Origin of the sequence: Streptomyces sp. ISL-98, from assembly GCF_018614055.1 — a bacterium.
In the GTDB taxonomy this organism is placed as follows: Bacteria; Actinomycetota; Actinomycetes; order Streptomycetales; family Streptomycetaceae; genus Streptomyces; species Streptomyces spiramyceticus.
In genome coordinates, this window is sequence record NZ_JAGGPB010000023.1 from 129,972 (window position 1) to 144,480 (window position 14,509).

The window sequence follows — 14,509 nt, forward strand, 5'->3', positions numbered from 1 at the left end:
CGCCAGACGAGGATGATCCTGGCTGTGACTCCTCCACCCTGTAAACGGGGTGGCTTCTCACTCGACTCCGGGGAGTCTCGTGACGGCCAAGCCCTGACCGCTGCCGAAGCAGGTTGGCAGCGTACTACGCCGCGGGGATTCCCACGCAAGGAGAGAGATGGACATCAGGCTCGGCACCCGCACCGGGCGCTGGGTGATGCTGACGACCGTCCTCGGCTCCAGCATGGCGATGCTGGACTCCACCGTCGTCAACGTCGCCCTGCCCCGCATCGGCGAGGACCTGGACGCCGATCTGGCCGTCCTCCAGTGGACCGTCAATGCGTACATGCTGACCCTCGCCGGGCTGATCCTGCTCGGCGGAGCGCTCGGCGACCGGTTCGGGCGGCGGAAGATCTTCGTGATCGGTGTGGTGTGGTTCGCGGTGGCCTCGCTGCTGTGCGGACTGGCGCCGAACGCCGGGATCCTGATCGCCGCACGTGCCCTGCAGGGCGTCGGCGGTGCGCTGCTCACACCCGGTTCCCTCGCGATCATCCAGGCCTCGTTCCACCCCGACGACCGGGCTCGCGCGGTCGGTCTGTGGTCCGGGCTCGGCGGGGTCGGGGCTGCTGTCGGGCCCTTCCTCGGCGGCTGGCTGGTCGACGGTCCCGGCTGGCGCTGGGTGTTCCTGCTCAACGTGCCGCTGGCCGCGCTCTGTGTCCCCGTCGCGCTCAAACACGTACCGGAGTCGAAGGACCCGCAGGCGCACGGCCGCTTCGACGTGCTGGGTGCCGGGCTCGCCGCACTGTCTCTCGGGCTCGTGACGTACGCCCTGATCGAGGCGCCGGAGCGGGGCGCGTCGGCGCTGGTGGTCGGTTCCGCGGCCGTCGGGATCGTGCTGGGTGCGGTCTTCCTGTACGTCGAGAAGGTGCGGGCCGACCCGATGATGCCGCTGACGCTCTTCGCGTCGCGGCAGTTCAGCGCCATCAATGCCGTGACGCTGTGCGTGTACGCGGCGTTCAGCGGCTTCTTCTTCCTCACCGCCCTCCAGCTCCAGGTCGTCGTCGGCTACTCCGCCGTCCAGGCCGGTACGGCGCTGCTCCCCACCACCGTGCTGATGCTGTTCCTGTCCGCGAAGTCCGGCGAACTGGCACAGCGGATCGGCCCGCGCATCCCGCTCACCGTCGGCCCCCTGCTGTGCGCGGCCGGGATGCTGATGATGCTGCGCGTCGGCGAGGGGGCGTCGTACGTCGTCGATGTGCTGCCCGCGATGCTCGTGATGGGCTCGGGCATGGTGACCCTGGTCGCGCCGCTCACCGCGACGGTCCTGGCCTCCGTCAGTACCGGCAAAGCCGGGCTGGCCAGCGGTATCAACAACGCGGCAGCCCGCGCGGCCGGCCTGGTCGCGGTGGCGGCGCTGCCGCTGCTGGCCGGGATGGGGCCTGAGGCTTACCGCTCGGCCGCCGAGTTCGGCGAGACATTCCGGCGGGCGATGCCGATGTGCGCGGCGCTGCTGGTGCTGGGGGCGGTGATCGCTTGGGCGACGGTGCGGGTGCCGGAGCCGGAGGTGGAGTGCGAGGTGCCGGAGTGCAAGGTGCACTGCGGGGTGACGGCACCGCCGCTGGAGCGTGCGGGCGGCGGCCCCCGGCCCCCGGCGGTGCCGCCCGGCCACTGAGCCAGGCAGACTGGAGCTCATGGCCATTCACAAAGACCTGCTCGGGGGACCGCCCCCGACCCACCTGCCCGACGACCCGGAGCCGCGCGAGCTGCTCGCGAACGGATCCGCGCCGACCGACGTCGCCGCGAAGTACCCCGCGTCCTCGCTCGCCTGGGCCCAGCTCGCCGACGAGGCGTTCGAGAGCGGACGGGTCGTCGAGTCGTACGCGTACGCCCGTACGGGCTACCACCGTGGCCTCGACGCGCTGCGCCGCGCCGGCTGGAAGGGCCACGGTCCCGTGCCGTGGGAGCACGAGCCGAACCGCGGCTTCCTGCGCGCGCTGCACGCCCTCGCCCGCGCCGCGCAGTCGATCGGTGAGCAGGAGGAGTACGAGCGCTGCTCGGCCTTCCTGCGGGACTCCTCCCCGGCGGCGGCCGACACCCTCGGCTGAGCGGTAGCCAGGAGCCAGGAGCACCTTCTGGAGCCCGCGCCCACGCGTTCACGGACGCGTACGGCGCGGGCTTCCCGCGTCTGCGGCGTACTACCAGGCCGTACCACCAGGCCTTGCGCCGCAGACGGGACGCACCTCACAGGGCCGACCGTCGAGCGCTCGTCTTATGATGCCGGGAAGGGACCGGGGCTCCGTAGCCGACAAGGAAGGGGCGGACCGCTACCTGGAAGTTTGTGTCGAGGAGACAGCGATGTCGCAATACCCCGATGCCCCCGGTGCAGGTTCGGAGACCCCGAACCTGGATTTTGCGGGCACTACTCCCTATGAGGACTACGTCCAGGCGGATGTGCTCACCCACCTCCAGCACCCTCGCTCCGACGATCCCGGCGAGATGGTCTTCCTGGTGACGACCCAGGTCATGGAGCTGTGGTTCACCGTCATCGTCCACGAGTGGGAGACCGCGGCCACCGCGCTGCGCGAGGACAATCTGCCGGTCGCGATGGACGCGCTCAAGCGCTCCCTGCGTGAACTCGAAGCGCTCAACGCCTCCTGGCGCCCGCTCGCCCACCTCACCCCCGCGCAGTTCAACTCGTACCGCAGCGCGCTCGGCGAGGGCTCCGGGTTCCAGTCCGCGATGTACCGGCGGATGGAGTTCCTGCTCGGCGACAAGTCCGCTTCGATGCTCGTCCCGCACCGCGGTGCGCCGCGTGTGCACGCCGAGCTGGAGAAGGCGCTGCACCAGCCGGGCCTGTACGACGAGACGCTCCGGCTCCTCGCACGGCGCGGTCTGCCGGTGCCCGCCGGCGTACTGGACCGCGATCTGGCGCAGAAGTACGAGCCTTCGCCCGAGGTCGAGGAGGTCTGGGCCGAGGTCTACCGCGGCGACCAGAACGACGAGCTGGTCCGCCTGGGCGAGGTGTTGACCGACGTGGGCGAACTGGTGTGGCGATGGCGCAACGACCATCTCGTCGCGACCCGGCGTGCCATGGGCTCCAAGGTCGGCACCGGCGGCTCCGCCGGAGTGGCCTGGCTGGAGAAGCGGGCCACGAAGAACGTGTTCCCCGAGCTGTGGACGGCGCGCAGCCATGTCTGATCTCCGGGACGATCTCCAGCGGCGGGCCGCGGCCCTGGACGCCGCCGACGTACTCGCCAAGCGGCGCGAACTCTTCGCCCTCGAAGACTCCGCCGTCTACCTGGACGGCAATTCGCTGGGCGCGCTGCCCTGCCATGTACCGGCGCGGGTGGCCGACGTCATCAACCGTGAGTGGGGCGACCTGCTCATCCGCTCCTGGGACGAGAGCGGCTGGTGGACCGCGCCCGAGCGCATCGGCGACCGGATCGCGCCGCTCGTCGGCGCCGCCGCCGGTCAGATCGTGGTGGGCGACTCGACAAGCGTCAATGTCTTCAAGGCGGTTGTGGCAGCGGCCCGCCTGGCGCCCGAGTCGCGGGACGAGATACTCGTCGACGCGACGACCTTCCCCACGGACGGCTACATCGCCGAGTCGGCAGCCAGGATGACGGGCAAGCGGCTCGTCCCCGTGGCCCCCGCCGACCTGCCGGCCGCCCTCGGCCCGCGTACCGCCGCGGTTCTGGTCAACCACGTCGACTACCGCACCGGCCGCCTCCACGACCTGCCCGGACTCACCGCCGCCGCCCACGCGGCCGGGGCCCTGGCTGTCTGGGACCTGTGCCACAGCGCGGGCGCGCTGCCGGTAGGACTCGACGCGCACCGCGTCGACTTCGCGGTCGGCTGTACGTACAAGTACCTGAACGGCGGGCCCGGTTCGCCCGCTTATCTGTACGTCGCCGAGCGCCACCAGGCGGCATTCGACTCCCCGCTCCCGGGCTGGAACTCGCACACCGACCCGTTCGGCATGACACCCGGTTATGCCCCGGCGGACGGTGCGGCACGGGGCAGGGTCGGCACGCCCGACATCCTGTCCATGCTGGCGCTGGAGGCCGCGCTCGACGTCTGGGACGGCGTCGCCGTCGAAACCGTGCGCGAAAAGTCACTCGCGCTGACGGACTTCTTCCTGGAGTGCGTGGACGCGTACGTGCCCGAGGGGCGGGTCGTGCCGGTGACCCCGGCGGCGCACGCCGAGCGGGGCAGCCAGGTCTCGCTGCGGTGCGACGGGGGTTTGAGTGCCGGCGAGGTGATGCGGCAGCTGATCGCGTGTGGTGTGGTCGGTGATTTCCGCCGCCCCGACGTCCTGCGGTTCGGATTTACACCGTTGTATGTGGGCTTCGCCGATGCGGAGCGAGCGGCCCGGGTTCTGGCGCAAGTCCTGGCGGAAACGCCGGGCGAAGTGCCGGGAGAAGTGCCGGCCTGAGGGCTGGTAGCGTCCCGTCGGCTAGATCAATTGGCTGTACGCACCGAAGGGTTGGTCCCCTCATGCCGGACCCCTCAGCCGAACGGGACGCTGCCGAGGCCGAGTCGGCCTTCGCCCACCCGGCCGTCGTGCCCGACGCAACCGCGGCGTACGGCGAACACCCCGACCAGGTGATCGACTTCTACGCGCCGCGTGACGGCCGGGAGCGGGCCCCGCTGGTCGTCGTCCTGCACGGCGGCGCCTGGCGGGCCCCGTACGACCGGCAGCACATCACGCCGTTCGCGGACTTCCTGGCCCGCCGGGGCTTCGCCGTCGCCAATGTCGAGTACCGGCGGGGCGGGGAGCTGCCGCAGCAGCGGGGGACCGATCCGGTCGCCGGGCGCTGGCCGGAGACGTTCGACGACGTGGCGGCGGCGATGGACCTGCTGCCCGGTCTCGTACGGGAGGCACTGCCCGGCGCCGACTCGCGGCGCACCGTCGTCACCGGCCACTCGGCCGGCGGGCACCTCGCGCTGTGGGCGTCCGCCCGGCACGTACTGCCTCCGGATTCGCCGTGGTACCTGGCGGACGCGCCGCCCCTGCGCGGGGTCGTCGCGCTCGCGCCGATCGCGGACTTCGCGGTCGCGGACGAGCTGGATGTGTGCTCCGGTGCGGCCGTGCAGCTCCTCGGCGGGCGGGCGAAGTTCGACGAGCGGCGGCCGTACGCCGACCCGGCCGCGCTGCTGCCGACGGGCATCGCCACGGTCATCGTCCAGGGCCGCACCGACATCGTCGTACCGCAGGCGGTCGCGGAGGCGTACACCGAGGCGGCGGCGAAGGCGGGCGAGACGGTCGGTCTCACGCTGCTGGAGGACGTCGGGCACTTCCCGCTGATCGACCCGGCGGCGGACGCGTGCGCGGTCGCTGCGGAGGAGATCGCGCAACTGGCCTGGTGAACGGCGTGGTGTACGGCGCGGAGCAGGGAGCCGCGTAGTACCTGGGACGGACGCGGGAGGATCCCCATCGGGGCTGACGACCGCGGCCGTACCCTCGCCTACCGTTCTGTACGTGACCGAGAAGACCCGCAGTCCCGAGTTCCGCCTGGCCATGGGTGCGCTGAGCGGCCTCCGCCAGGACCTGTTCCACGACGCCTTCGCCTACCGGCCGCTGCCGCCGATGAGCACGGACGGCCCGCTCACCCGACGCCTTCCGGAGCGGATGCGCACGTACGCGGCCTGGACGCCGCACGCCGTGGTGGCGGGGCTGGCGATGTTCGTGCTGCTCATCGCCTTTGCCGTCAGCGGGGGCGCGGCGGAGGGTCTCGTGACCGGTGTTCTCCCGGTCGCCGCGCTGCTGATGACGCTGGTCAGGCCGTCCGGCGCCTGGTGGGTCTCACTGCTGTCCACGCCCTTCGTGGGCATCCTCGGCAGCTCCGGGGACGGCTGGCCGTGGACGCCGCCCGCCTTCGTGGCGCACCTCGGTGTGATGGTGGTGGTCGCAGCCAGGACCCGGCCGCGCACTGCCGCCTGGATGTGGCTGGGCACAGCGGCGTACGCCCTGTTCGCCGAGGTGTTCCTGGGCGGCTACAGCACCGACAGCCCGCAGATGCTGTTCGTCGCCGCACTGGCGCTGCTCGCGACGACGGTGGTGAACGTCCGTCGCGAGGCGCAGCGCGAGGTGACCGTCCAGCGGACCGTCACCGCGGTCGAGCGCGACCGGCGCACCCTGCTGGAGGAGCGGACGACGATCGCCCGCGAGCTGCACGATGTCGTCGCGCACCACATGTCGGTGGTCGCGATCCAAGCCGAGGCCGCCCCGTACCGGGTGGAGAACCCGCCGCCCGAGCTGGAGCAGGCCTTCGTGACCATCCGCGAGAACGCGGTGGCGGCGCTGACCGAGCTGCGGCGCGTGCTCGGGGTCGTACGGGTTGAGTCCTCCGAGTACAACGCGGCGCCGGACGCGCCGCAGCCGACGCTGGCCGAGCTCGACGGGCTGATGGCGAATGTGCGGGACGCGGGCCTGACGGTGGACAAAACGATCACAGGCTCCGTACGGGAACTGCCGCAGGGCGTCGAGCTCTCGGCGTACCGGATCATCCAGGAGGCACTGAGCAACGCGCTGCGCCATGCGCCGGGCTCTACGGCGAAGGTCGAGGTGTCGTACGTGCTGGGAGGCCTCGGTCTGCGCATCGTGAACACCGCACCCCAGGGCCTGGTCAAGCCGTCGCCCGGGGCCGGGCACGGAATCACGGGGATGCGGGAGCGGGTGTCGATGCTGAACGGCGAGATGGCGGCGCAGGCGACGGAGGAGGGCGGGTACGAGGTGGCGGCGTTCATCCCTGTCGCGCCCGCCGAAACCGCACCCGTAGTGAAGCCGGAGCCGACCGCATGACCATTCGCGTGCTGATCGTCGACGATCAGATCATGGTCCGCGAGGGCTTCACGGTCCTCCTGAACGCGATGCCGGAGATCGAGGTCGTCGGCGAGGCGGTGAACGGCCGCGAGGCGATCGCGCAGGTCGCCGCACTGCGGCCGGACGTCGTGCTGATGGACATCCGTATGCCGGAGCTGAACGGCATCGAGGCCACGCGGGAGATCGTCGCCGCCGACGCGGACGCCAAGGTGCTGGTGCTGACGACGTTCGACCTCGACGAGTACGTGTACCAGGCGCTGCGCGCCGGCGCCTCCGGCTTCCTGCTCAAGGACGCGTCGGCGCGGCAGCTGGCCGACGGGGTGCGGGTGGTGGCGTCCGGCGAGGCGCTGCTGGCCCCGACGGTGACGAAGCGCCTCATTTCGGAGTTCTCGAAGCTCGCCGAGGCCCCGCGCCCGCCTGCTCTTGCCCAGATCGGCGACCTCACGGAGCGCGAGACCGAGGTCCTGGTGCTGATCGCCCAGGGCCTGTCGAACGCGGAGATCGCGTCGCATCTGGTGGTCGCCGAGTCCACGATCAAGACGCATGTGAGCCGGATCCTGGTGAAGCTGGGCCTGCGGGACCGTACGCAGGCGGCGGTGTTCGCGTACGAGGCGCGGCTGGTCACGCCGGGGTAGAGGGTCTCTGTCGTGGGCGGGCGGCTTCCGTTAGCGTCTTGTCATGGCAGAGACGTTCGACCCCTGGTCGCCCTCCTTCGTCGCCGACCCGTACCCGGCGTACGCCGAACTGCGGGCCCGTGGCCGAGTCCACTGGTACGAGCCGACGCGGCAGTGGCTGGTCCCGCACCACGCCGACGTCTCCGCCCTCCTGCGCGACCGCCGGCTCGGCCGTACGTACCTTCATCGCTTCACGCACGAGGAGTTCGGGCGCACGCCGCCGCCGCCCGAGCACGAGCCGTTTCACGTCCTCAACGACAACGGCATGCTGGACCTCGAAGCGCCCGACCACACCCGGATCCGGCGCCTGGTCTCCAAGGCGTTCACGCCGCGCACGGTCGAGCGGCTGGCGCCGACGGTGCGGCGGCTTGCGGGTGAACTGGTCGGGGCGTTCGTCGCGGAGGGCGGCGGGGACCTGCTGTCGGCGGTGGCCGAACCTCTGCCGGTGGCGGTCATCGCCGAGATGCTCGGCATCCCGGAACCGGACCGCGAGCTGCTCCGGCCCTGGTCGGCGGACATCTGCGGGATGTACGAGCTGAACCCGCCGGAGGAGACGGCCCGCCGCGCGGTCCGGGCGTCAGTCGAATTCTCGGCGTACTTGCGGGAGTTGATCGCCGTACGCCGCAAGGATCCGGCGGATGATCTGATCTCGGCGCTCATCGCCGCGTACGACGAGGGGGACCGGCTCAGCGAGCAGGAGATGATCTCGACGTGTGTGCTGCTGCTGAATGCGGGGCACGAGGCCACGGTCAATACGACGGCCAATGGGTGGTGGACGCTCTTCCGCCACCCGGAGCAGCTGGCGGCGCTGCGGGCGGATCACGGTCTGCTGCCCACCGCTGTGGAGGAGTTGATGCGGTACGACACGCCGCTGCAGCTCTTTGAGCGGTGGGTGCTGGACGACGTCGAGGTCGACGGGGTCACTCTGCCGCGGGGCTCGGAGGTGGCGCTGCTCTTCGGCTCGGCGAATCGGGATCCGGCGGTGTTCGACCGCCCCGATGTCCTCGACCTCGCCCGCACGGACAATCCGCACGTGTCGCTCGGCGCGGGCATCCACTACTGCCTGGGGGCACCGCTGGCGCGTCTCGAACTGGCGGCGTCCTTCGGCGAGTTGCTGCGGCGGGCACCGGCGATGCGGCTTGCTGGGGCGCCGCCGGAATGGAAGCCGGGTTACGTGATCCGTGGCTTGAGGGGGCTACGGGTGGAGGTCTGAGGGGGAGGCGGGTGCGTTGTGTGGTGCGGGTTGCCTGCGGCGCTGTTCCCCTACCCGCCCCTTTCCCGGCTGTGACATTTTGCGGCTGCCGCCGCGTGGGCTCCGCCCCAGACCCCGGTCTTCCCCGGGCGTCCCGGGGGTCTGGGGGCTTGCCCCCAGTTCGGGAAGGGGCGGGGTGGGGAAGAAGCCCGCCCCGCAGGCGCAGGCCCGCCGCACCCGCGCACCGCACGCCTCCCTCACGAAAGGACGTCCCGGCGTCGCAGCCCCGCCAGGCCCGTCGCCACCAGCAGAAACGCGACCACCGTCATCGCCACCACCGGCGCCCACACCACCTCCGCCCCCGGCAGCTTCGGCAGGTGCCCGAACGGTGAGAGGTTCATCAGCCACTGGGGGATCTCCAGCGCCGGGCCGATCCAGCCGAGGGCCAGCGAAAGGCCCGCCGCCGCCCACGCCGCCACCGCCGCCTTCGGGAACGCGCCGTACAGCAGTACCGCCAGGCCGCCGAGCAGCCAGATCGCCGGGAGCTGGGCCAGCGACGCGCCGAGGACGGGGCCGAGTTCCTTGCCGTAGCCGACGGCCAGGCCAAGGCCCGCCACCAGCATGATCAGCGCCGCGCCGCCGAAGGCGATGACCAGGTGGCCCGCCGCCCACCGCAACCGGCCGACCGCATTCGCCAGCACCGGCTCCGCACGCTGCGAGGTCTCCTCGCCATGCAACCGCAGCACGGACGCGACGACGTACAGCGCGGCGACCATGCCGAAGATGCCGGCCATCGCGGCGAGGAAGGCCTGGGACATCCCGGCCTGCCCGCCCATGCGCTCGAAGATCGCCTTCGCCTGTTCGTTGTCGCCGACGAGATCCGCCGCGCCTTCGACCATCCCGCCGAAGACGAGCCCGGCGAGGCCGAAGCCGACGGTCCAGCCCAGGAGGGAGCCTCGCTGGAGCCGCCAGGCGAGCCCGCCCGCCGTGGCCAGGCGCCCGGCAGCAGGCCCCGGCCGCGTCGCGAGGAAGCTCATCCCGACGTCCCGCCGCCCCGCGAGGGTGTACGCGACAACGCCCTGGACGACGGCCGCCGCCACCACGAGCAGCAGCACCCACCAGCGTTCGCCGGCGTACGGCCGCACATGCTCCGCCCAGCCGAGCGGCGACAGCCACGTCAGTACGGACGAGCCGTCGGCCGTCGCCGAGTCACCGGCCGCACGGAGGACGAAGGCCGTGCCCAGTACCCCGGCCGTGATGCCCTTGGCGAGCCGCGCGCTCTCGGTGAGCTGGGCGGCGATGGCCGCCATGGACGCGAACAGCATGCCGACCGCACCGACGCCCGCCCCGACCGCGAGCGCACCGGCCGCGGACCCGGTGGGTCCGGCGAGCCCGCCGGTGATGATCAGCGCGAGCACCGTGTTGGCGACGAGCGCCGCCAGCAGGGCTGCCGTGAGCGGGGCCCGGCGGCCCACCATGGCGGAGGAGATGAGTTCCTGACGGCCCGTCTCCTCTTCCTCCCTGGTGTGCCGGATGACGATGATCAGGCTCATGGCGGCGGCCAGTACGGCGGCGAAGCCGGCGAAGCGCCAGGCGACGATGCCACCGAGCGAGTCGCTGAAGATCGGCCCGTACATGGCACGCAGGGAGCCGTTGCTGCCCAGCGACTGCACCAGATCCGCCCGCTTTTCGGCGGTGTCGTAGAACTTCTCGATGGAACCGACGCCGCTGGTGACCATGCCTGCGATCACCACCACCCAGACGGCCGTCATGATCCGGTCGCGGCGCAGAGCGAGCCTCAACAGGACGCCCGTACCGGCGAGTTGACGCGATCCTCCCGTGCGTGCCACGGGCAGGGCTACGGCAGTCATCGCGACATCGCCTCTTCGGGTGCGTAGTGACGGAGGAAGAGTTCCTCCAGGGTCGGCGGGGTGCTGGTGAGCGAGCGCACGCCGGATTCGGTGAGCGACCTGAGTACGGCGTCCAGCTTGTCGGTCTCGACCTGGAGCCTGACCCTCCCCCAGACTCCGTCCGGGGGGACCCCCATCCCCTGGCCCCCCTCGATCGACTGAAGGGCCAGGTCGTGCACCCCGGGCAGATGCGCTAGCCCGTTCGGCTCCCCGGCCAGCTCCGCCGTCACGCTCGTACGCGTCAGGTGGCGCAGCTCGGTCAGGGATCCGGTCTCGACGGTCTGTCCCTTGCGGATGATGCTGACCCGGTCGCAGAGGCTCTCGACCTCGCTGAGGATGTGCGAGGACAGCAGGATCGTCCGGCCGCGCCGGCGCTCCTCCTCGACGCACTGCTGGAAGATTTCCTCCATCAGCGGGTCGAGGCCGGAGGTCGGCTCGTCGAGGATCAGCAGGTCCACGTCCGAGGCGAAGGCGGCGACGAGGGCGACCTTCTGCCGGTTGCCCTTGGAGTACGTACGCCCCTTCTTGGTGGGGTCGAGTTCGAACCGCTCGACGAGGTCCGCGCGCCTCGCCCTGTCGAGGCCTCCGCGCAGTCGCCCGTACAGGTCGATGACCTCGCCACCGCTCAGGTTCCGCCACAGCGTCACGTCACCCGGGACGTAGGCGACGCGCCGGTGCAGTTCGACGGCGTCCTTCCACGGGTCCCGGCCGAGCATCTGCGCGGCCCCGGAGTCGGGGCGCAGGAGGCCGAGGAGGACCCGGATGGTGGTGGATTTCCCGGCGCCGTTGGGTCCGAGGAAGCCGTGTACTTCGCCGGTCTCGACGGTGAGGTCGAGGCCGTCCAACGCGTGCGTCCGCCCGAACGACTTGTGCAGTCCGGCGACGGTGATTGCCTTCGTCATGATTCAGAACATACGCTACTTTCACAAAGTTGTGAAGTTAAGGAAGCGTATAAACTCGCTGAGGCAGGCTGAGCAGGGGAGACGATGAGGCGATGAGCAGCAAGAACGGCGAGAGCAGCGAGAACAGCGGTGGCGCCACCGCGACAGGGCCGGACGCGGAAGCCGTATCGCGCTTCGTGGAGCGCTTCGCGTCCGAAATGACCGAAGCCGGCATGCAGCGGACGGCAGCACGCGTCTTCGCGGCACTCCTGGCCTCGGAGACCGCCAGCATGACGTCGGCGGAGCTGTCCGAGCGGTTGCAGATCAGCCCGGCCGCCGTCTCCGGCGCGATCCGCTATCTCTCCCAGGCCAACATGGTCGGCAGGGAGCGCGACCCGGGCTCACGCCGTGACCGATACGTCCTGCACAACGAGCTCTGGTACGAGACCTTCACCCGCCGCGACCAGGTCCTGACCCGCTGGGAAAAGGTCCTGCGCGACGGGGCGGAAATGCTCGGCCCCGACACACCCGCGGGGGCGCGGGCGGCCGAGACCGCGGCGTTCTTCGAGTTCCTCCACAACGAATTGCGAACGATGCTCGACCGGTGGAAGGAACACCGGGCGACCCTCGATCTCGGCTAGTCAGGCGGTCAGGCAGTCAGGCGGTCAGGCAGTCAGGCGGTCTGGCGGTCGGGTCGGCAGCATCAGCGACCACGCCCCCGGCCGCACCGTCCATGTCCGCGTCCGGACCGGACCCGCGACCAACGCGTCCGCCCGGTACCGGAAATCCGCGCCCGACACAGTCACCGCAAGCGCGTCCGCCCGCACCTGATCACCCGACTCCGGGCTGATCACCACCTCCGCGCGGCCGCCGCGCGAGCACAGCCAGACGTCCTCGACCGGCCGGTCCAGGTCGTGCAGCAGCACCCCGTCGGCCTCCACCCGGAGCCGGTGCGTACGGACGGCGTGCGGCCCGGACAGCGGCGCGGGCCGCACCAGGGTCCGTACCAGCGAGCGACAGGTGTCCCAGACGGAAGCCGCGGCAGGGCTGCCGACCGCCCGCACTCCCGGAGCCGCGGCCGCAGCCGGGATCCGCAGATCGCCCAGCACCACGCCGTCGCTGTCGTCCACCAGCAGATCGAGCCGCTGTACGACGCCCTCCAGCACCGCACGGGCCGCGGCCACCGCCGACGTCGGGACGCCGAGCGCACGCGCGAGATCCAAGCCCGCGCCCACCGGAATCAGCGCGAGCGCCCCGTCACCGAGCTCCCGGTCCCGGTGCAGGAGGGACACGGCGCGCAGCAGCGCCCGGTCGTCGCCGATGACCACGGGGCGGCGACTGCCCCGGCGGGCCAGGGCCCGCGCGAACTCCTCGGGCCCCTCGGGGAGGCAGATTTTGGCGTTGGCCGCGGCGCACAGCACGTCCTTGGCGATACGCACGGACTCGCCGTCCGTACGCCGGGCGACCGGGTCGATGACCACCAGCAGCGGATGCGCGGTGTGCGCGGCGGGCTCTGGAGCCGACACCTCGGTCCTTCCTCGGGTAGCATCTTTGTGCAAGAGCCCCTTGCGCTATTGCGCCAGGGGCTTCGTCTATTCCGGGGCACCCGGTCCGACGGCTCAGTATCAGGTGTACGCCGTACGTACGCCCCCTGACGTTGGACATGCCCCGCCCGGAAGGGGTGTACGCCTGTGCCCGCACTTGTGCTGCTCGGTGCTCAGTGGGGTGACGAAGGCAAGGGAAAGGCCACCGACCTGCTCGGTGGATCTGTGGACTATGTAGTGCGCTATCAGGGCGGCAACAACGCCGGCCACACGGTTGTCGTTGGCGACCAGAAGTATGCGCTGCATCTCCTCCCTTCCGGAATCCTCACTCCGGAATGCACGCCGGTCATTGGTAACGGTGTCGTAGTCGATCCGGCGGTCCTGCTCTCCGAGCTGAGCGGTCTGAACGAGCGCGGCGTCGACACGTCCAAGCTGCTGATCAGCGGTAACGCGCACCTGATCACGCCGTATCACACGACCGTCGACAAGGTGACGGAACGCTTCCTCGGCAAGCGGAAGATCGGCACGACCGGCCGCGGAATCGGTCCGGCCTACGCCGACAAGATCAACCGCGTAGGCATCCGCGTCCAGGACCTCTACGACGAGTCGATCCTTCAGCAGAAGGTCGAGGCGGCGCTCGACGGCAAGAACCAGATCCTGGCGAAGCTGTACAACCGCCGCGCGATCGTTCCCGCCCAGATCGTCGAGGAGCTGCTCGGCTACGGCGAGCAGATCAAGCCGTACGTCGCCGACACGACGCTGATCCTCAACAACGCGCTCGACGAGGACAAGGTCGTTCTCTTCGAGGGCGGCCAGGGCACGCTGCTCGACGTCGACCACGGCACGTACCCCTTCGTCACGTCGTCGAACCCGACCGCGGGCGGCGCCTGCACGGGTACGGGCGTGGGCCCGACGAAGATCAGCCGGGTCATCGGCATCCTCAAGGCGTACACGACGCGTGTCGGCGCCGGTCCGTTCCCGACGGAGCTGTTCGACGAGGACGGCGAGGCGCTGCGCCGCATCGGTGGCGAGCGCGGTGTCACCACCGGCCGTGACCGCCGCTGCGGCTGGTTCGACGCGCCGATCGCGCGTTACGCGACGCGGGTCAATGGCCTCACGGACTTCTTCCTCACCAAGCTGGACGTGCTGACCGGCTGGGAGCAGATCCCGGTGTGTGTGGCGTACGAGATCGACGGCAAGCGCGTCGAGGAGCTCCCGTACAACCAGACCGACTTCCACCACGCGAAGCCGGTGTACGAGAACCTCCCGGGCTGGTCCGAGGACATCACCAAGGCGAAGACCTTCGACGACCTGCCGAAGAACGCGCAGGCGTATGTGAAGGCTCTGGAGGAGATGTCGGGCGCGCCGATTTCGGCGATCGGTGTCGGTCCCGGCCGCACGGAGACGATCGAGATCAACTCGTTCGTCTGACGCTCCGCTTCACCTAGAACACCCGCATGACCCCGTATGACCTGCAGGACCCGCACGACCTGCGGGACTGCG

13 protein-coding genes are annotated in these 14,509 nt (G+C 70.8%); 10 read left to right on the forward strand and 3 right to left on the reverse strand.

Features of this window, described 5'->3' with window-relative positions; all coding sequences use genetic code 11:
- Positions 1-157: 157 nt before the first annotated feature.
- The 8 genes from J7I98_RS16980 (at position 158) to J7I98_RS17015 (ending at position 8,692) form a co-directional block, all read left to right on the forward strand.
- On the forward strand, positions 158-1,651 hold the full coding sequence (locus J7I98_RS16980; RefSeq protein WP_214921551.1) for a DHA2 family efflux MFS transporter permease subunit: 1,494 nt from the start codon (positions 158-160) through the stop codon (positions 1,649-1,651).
- A gap of 19 nt (positions 1,652-1,670) precedes the next feature.
- Positions 1,671-2,084 carry a DUF3151 domain-containing protein gene (locus tag J7I98_RS16985; protein ID WP_214921552.1) on the forward strand — a complete coding sequence of 138 codons (414 nt, stop codon included), beginning with the start codon at positions 1,671-1,673 and terminating at the stop codon, positions 2,082-2,084.
- 250 nt (positions 2,085-2,334) lie between these two features.
- The gene (locus J7I98_RS16990) at positions 2,335-3,177 is read left to right on the forward strand and encodes a tryptophan 2,3-dioxygenase family protein (RefSeq protein ID WP_214921553.1); all 843 of its coding nucleotides are present in this window, start codon (positions 2,335-2,337) and stop codon (positions 3,175-3,177) included.
- Positions 3,170-4,414: a kynureninase gene (gene kynU / locus J7I98_RS16995; RefSeq protein WP_214921554.1), complete on the forward strand. Its 1,245-nt coding sequence runs from the start codon at positions 3,170-3,172 to the stop codon at positions 4,412-4,414. The genes J7I98_RS16990 and kynU overlap by 8 nt, the downstream gene beginning before the upstream one ends.
- A gap of 62 nt (positions 4,415-4,476) precedes the next feature.
- The gene (locus tag J7I98_RS17000; protein ID WP_214921555.1) at positions 4,477-5,349 is read left to right on the forward strand and encodes an alpha/beta hydrolase; all 873 of its coding nucleotides are present in this window, start codon (positions 4,477-4,479) and stop codon (positions 5,347-5,349) included.
- 112 nt (positions 5,350-5,461) lie between these two features.
- Entirely contained in the window at positions 5,462-6,784 is a 1,323-nt protein-coding gene (locus tag J7I98_RS17005) for a sensor histidine kinase (RefSeq protein ID WP_374225135.1), read from the forward strand.
- Positions 6,781-7,440 (forward strand): response regulator transcription factor, encoded by a 660-nt coding sequence (locus tag J7I98_RS17010; RefSeq protein WP_214921556.1) that lies wholly within the window; start codon positions 6,781-6,783, stop codon positions 7,438-7,440. The genes J7I98_RS17005 and J7I98_RS17010 overlap by 4 nt, the downstream gene beginning before the upstream one ends.
- 43 nt (positions 7,441-7,483) lie before the next feature.
- Positions 7,484-8,692 (forward strand): cytochrome P450, encoded by a 1,209-nt coding sequence (locus tag J7I98_RS17015; RefSeq protein ID WP_214921557.1) that lies wholly within the window; start codon positions 7,484-7,486, stop codon positions 8,690-8,692.
- A 236-nt stretch (positions 8,693-8,928) separates the two neighbouring features.
- Here J7I98_RS17015 and J7I98_RS17020 read toward each other — a convergent pair whose 3' ends face one another.
- Positions 8,929-10,542 (reverse strand): ABC transporter permease, encoded by a 1,614-nt coding sequence (locus J7I98_RS17020; RefSeq protein ID WP_214921558.1) that lies wholly within the window; start codon positions 10,540-10,542, stop codon positions 8,929-8,931.
- Positions 10,539-11,483 carry an ABC transporter ATP-binding protein gene (locus J7I98_RS17025; protein ID WP_214921559.1) on the reverse strand — a complete coding sequence of 315 codons (945 nt, stop codon included), beginning with the start codon at positions 11,481-11,483 and terminating at the stop codon, positions 10,539-10,541. Before J7I98_RS17025 ends, J7I98_RS17020 begins: the two co-directional genes overlap by 4 nt.
- Positions 11,484-11,575: 92 nt before the next feature.
- Between J7I98_RS17025 and J7I98_RS17030 the strand changes: the two genes are divergently transcribed.
- Positions 11,576-12,103: a GbsR/MarR family transcriptional regulator gene (locus J7I98_RS17030; protein WP_214921560.1), complete on the forward strand. Its 528-nt coding sequence runs from the start codon at positions 11,576-11,578 to the stop codon at positions 12,101-12,103.
- A gap of 24 nt (positions 12,104-12,127) precedes the next feature.
- Here J7I98_RS17030 and J7I98_RS17035 read toward each other — a convergent pair whose 3' ends face one another.
- Positions 12,128-12,988: a diacylglycerol kinase family protein gene (locus J7I98_RS17035; RefSeq protein WP_308377832.1), complete on the reverse strand. Its 861-nt coding sequence runs from the start codon at positions 12,986-12,988 to the stop codon at positions 12,128-12,130.
- A gap of 165 nt (positions 12,989-13,153) precedes the next feature.
- Between J7I98_RS17035 and J7I98_RS17040 the strand changes: the two genes are divergently transcribed.
- Positions 13,154-14,437 carry an adenylosuccinate synthase gene (locus tag J7I98_RS17040; protein ID WP_214921562.1) on the forward strand — a complete coding sequence of 428 codons (1,284 nt, stop codon included), beginning with the start codon at positions 13,154-13,156 and terminating at the stop codon, positions 14,435-14,437.
- Positions 14,438-14,509: the final 72 nt, after the last annotated feature.

Excerpts from the sequence above, each read along its gene's own strand:
- J7I98_RS16985 (WP_214921552.1), top strand. The coding sequence starts at position 1,671 with ATGGCCATTCACAAAGACCTGCTCGGGGGACCGCCCCCGACCCACCTG.
- J7I98_RS17000 (WP_214921555.1), top strand. The coding sequence starts at position 4,477 with ATGCCGGACCCCTCAGCCGAACGGGACGCTGCCGAGGCCGAGTCGGCC.
- J7I98_RS17030 (WP_214921560.1), top strand. The coding sequence starts at position 11,576 with ATGAGCAGCAAGAACGGCGAGAGCAGCGAGAACAGCGGTGGCGCCACC.
- J7I98_RS17020 (WP_214921558.1), bottom strand. The coding sequence starts at position 10,542 with ATGACTGCCGTAGCCCTGCCCGTGGCACGCACGGGAGGATCGCGTCAA.
- J7I98_RS17015 (WP_214921557.1), top strand. The coding sequence starts at position 7,484 with ATGGCAGAGACGTTCGACCCCTGGTCGCCCTCCTTCGTCGCCGACCCG.
- J7I98_RS16980 (WP_214921551.1), top strand. The coding sequence starts at position 158 with ATGGACATCAGGCTCGGCACCCGCACCGGGCGCTGGGTGATGCTGACG.
- kynU (WP_214921554.1), top strand. The coding sequence starts at position 3,170 with ATGTCTGATCTCCGGGACGATCTCCAGCGGCGGGCCGCGGCCCTGGAC.
- J7I98_RS17010 (WP_214921556.1), top strand. The coding sequence starts at position 6,781 with ATGACCATTCGCGTGCTGATCGTCGACGATCAGATCATGGTCCGCGAG.
- J7I98_RS16990 (WP_214921553.1), top strand. The coding sequence starts at position 2,335 with ATGTCGCAATACCCCGATGCCCCCGGTGCAGGTTCGGAGACCCCGAAC.
- J7I98_RS17025 (WP_214921559.1), bottom strand. The coding sequence starts at position 11,483 with ATGACGAAGGCAATCACCGTCGCCGGACTGCACAAGTCGTTCGGGCGG.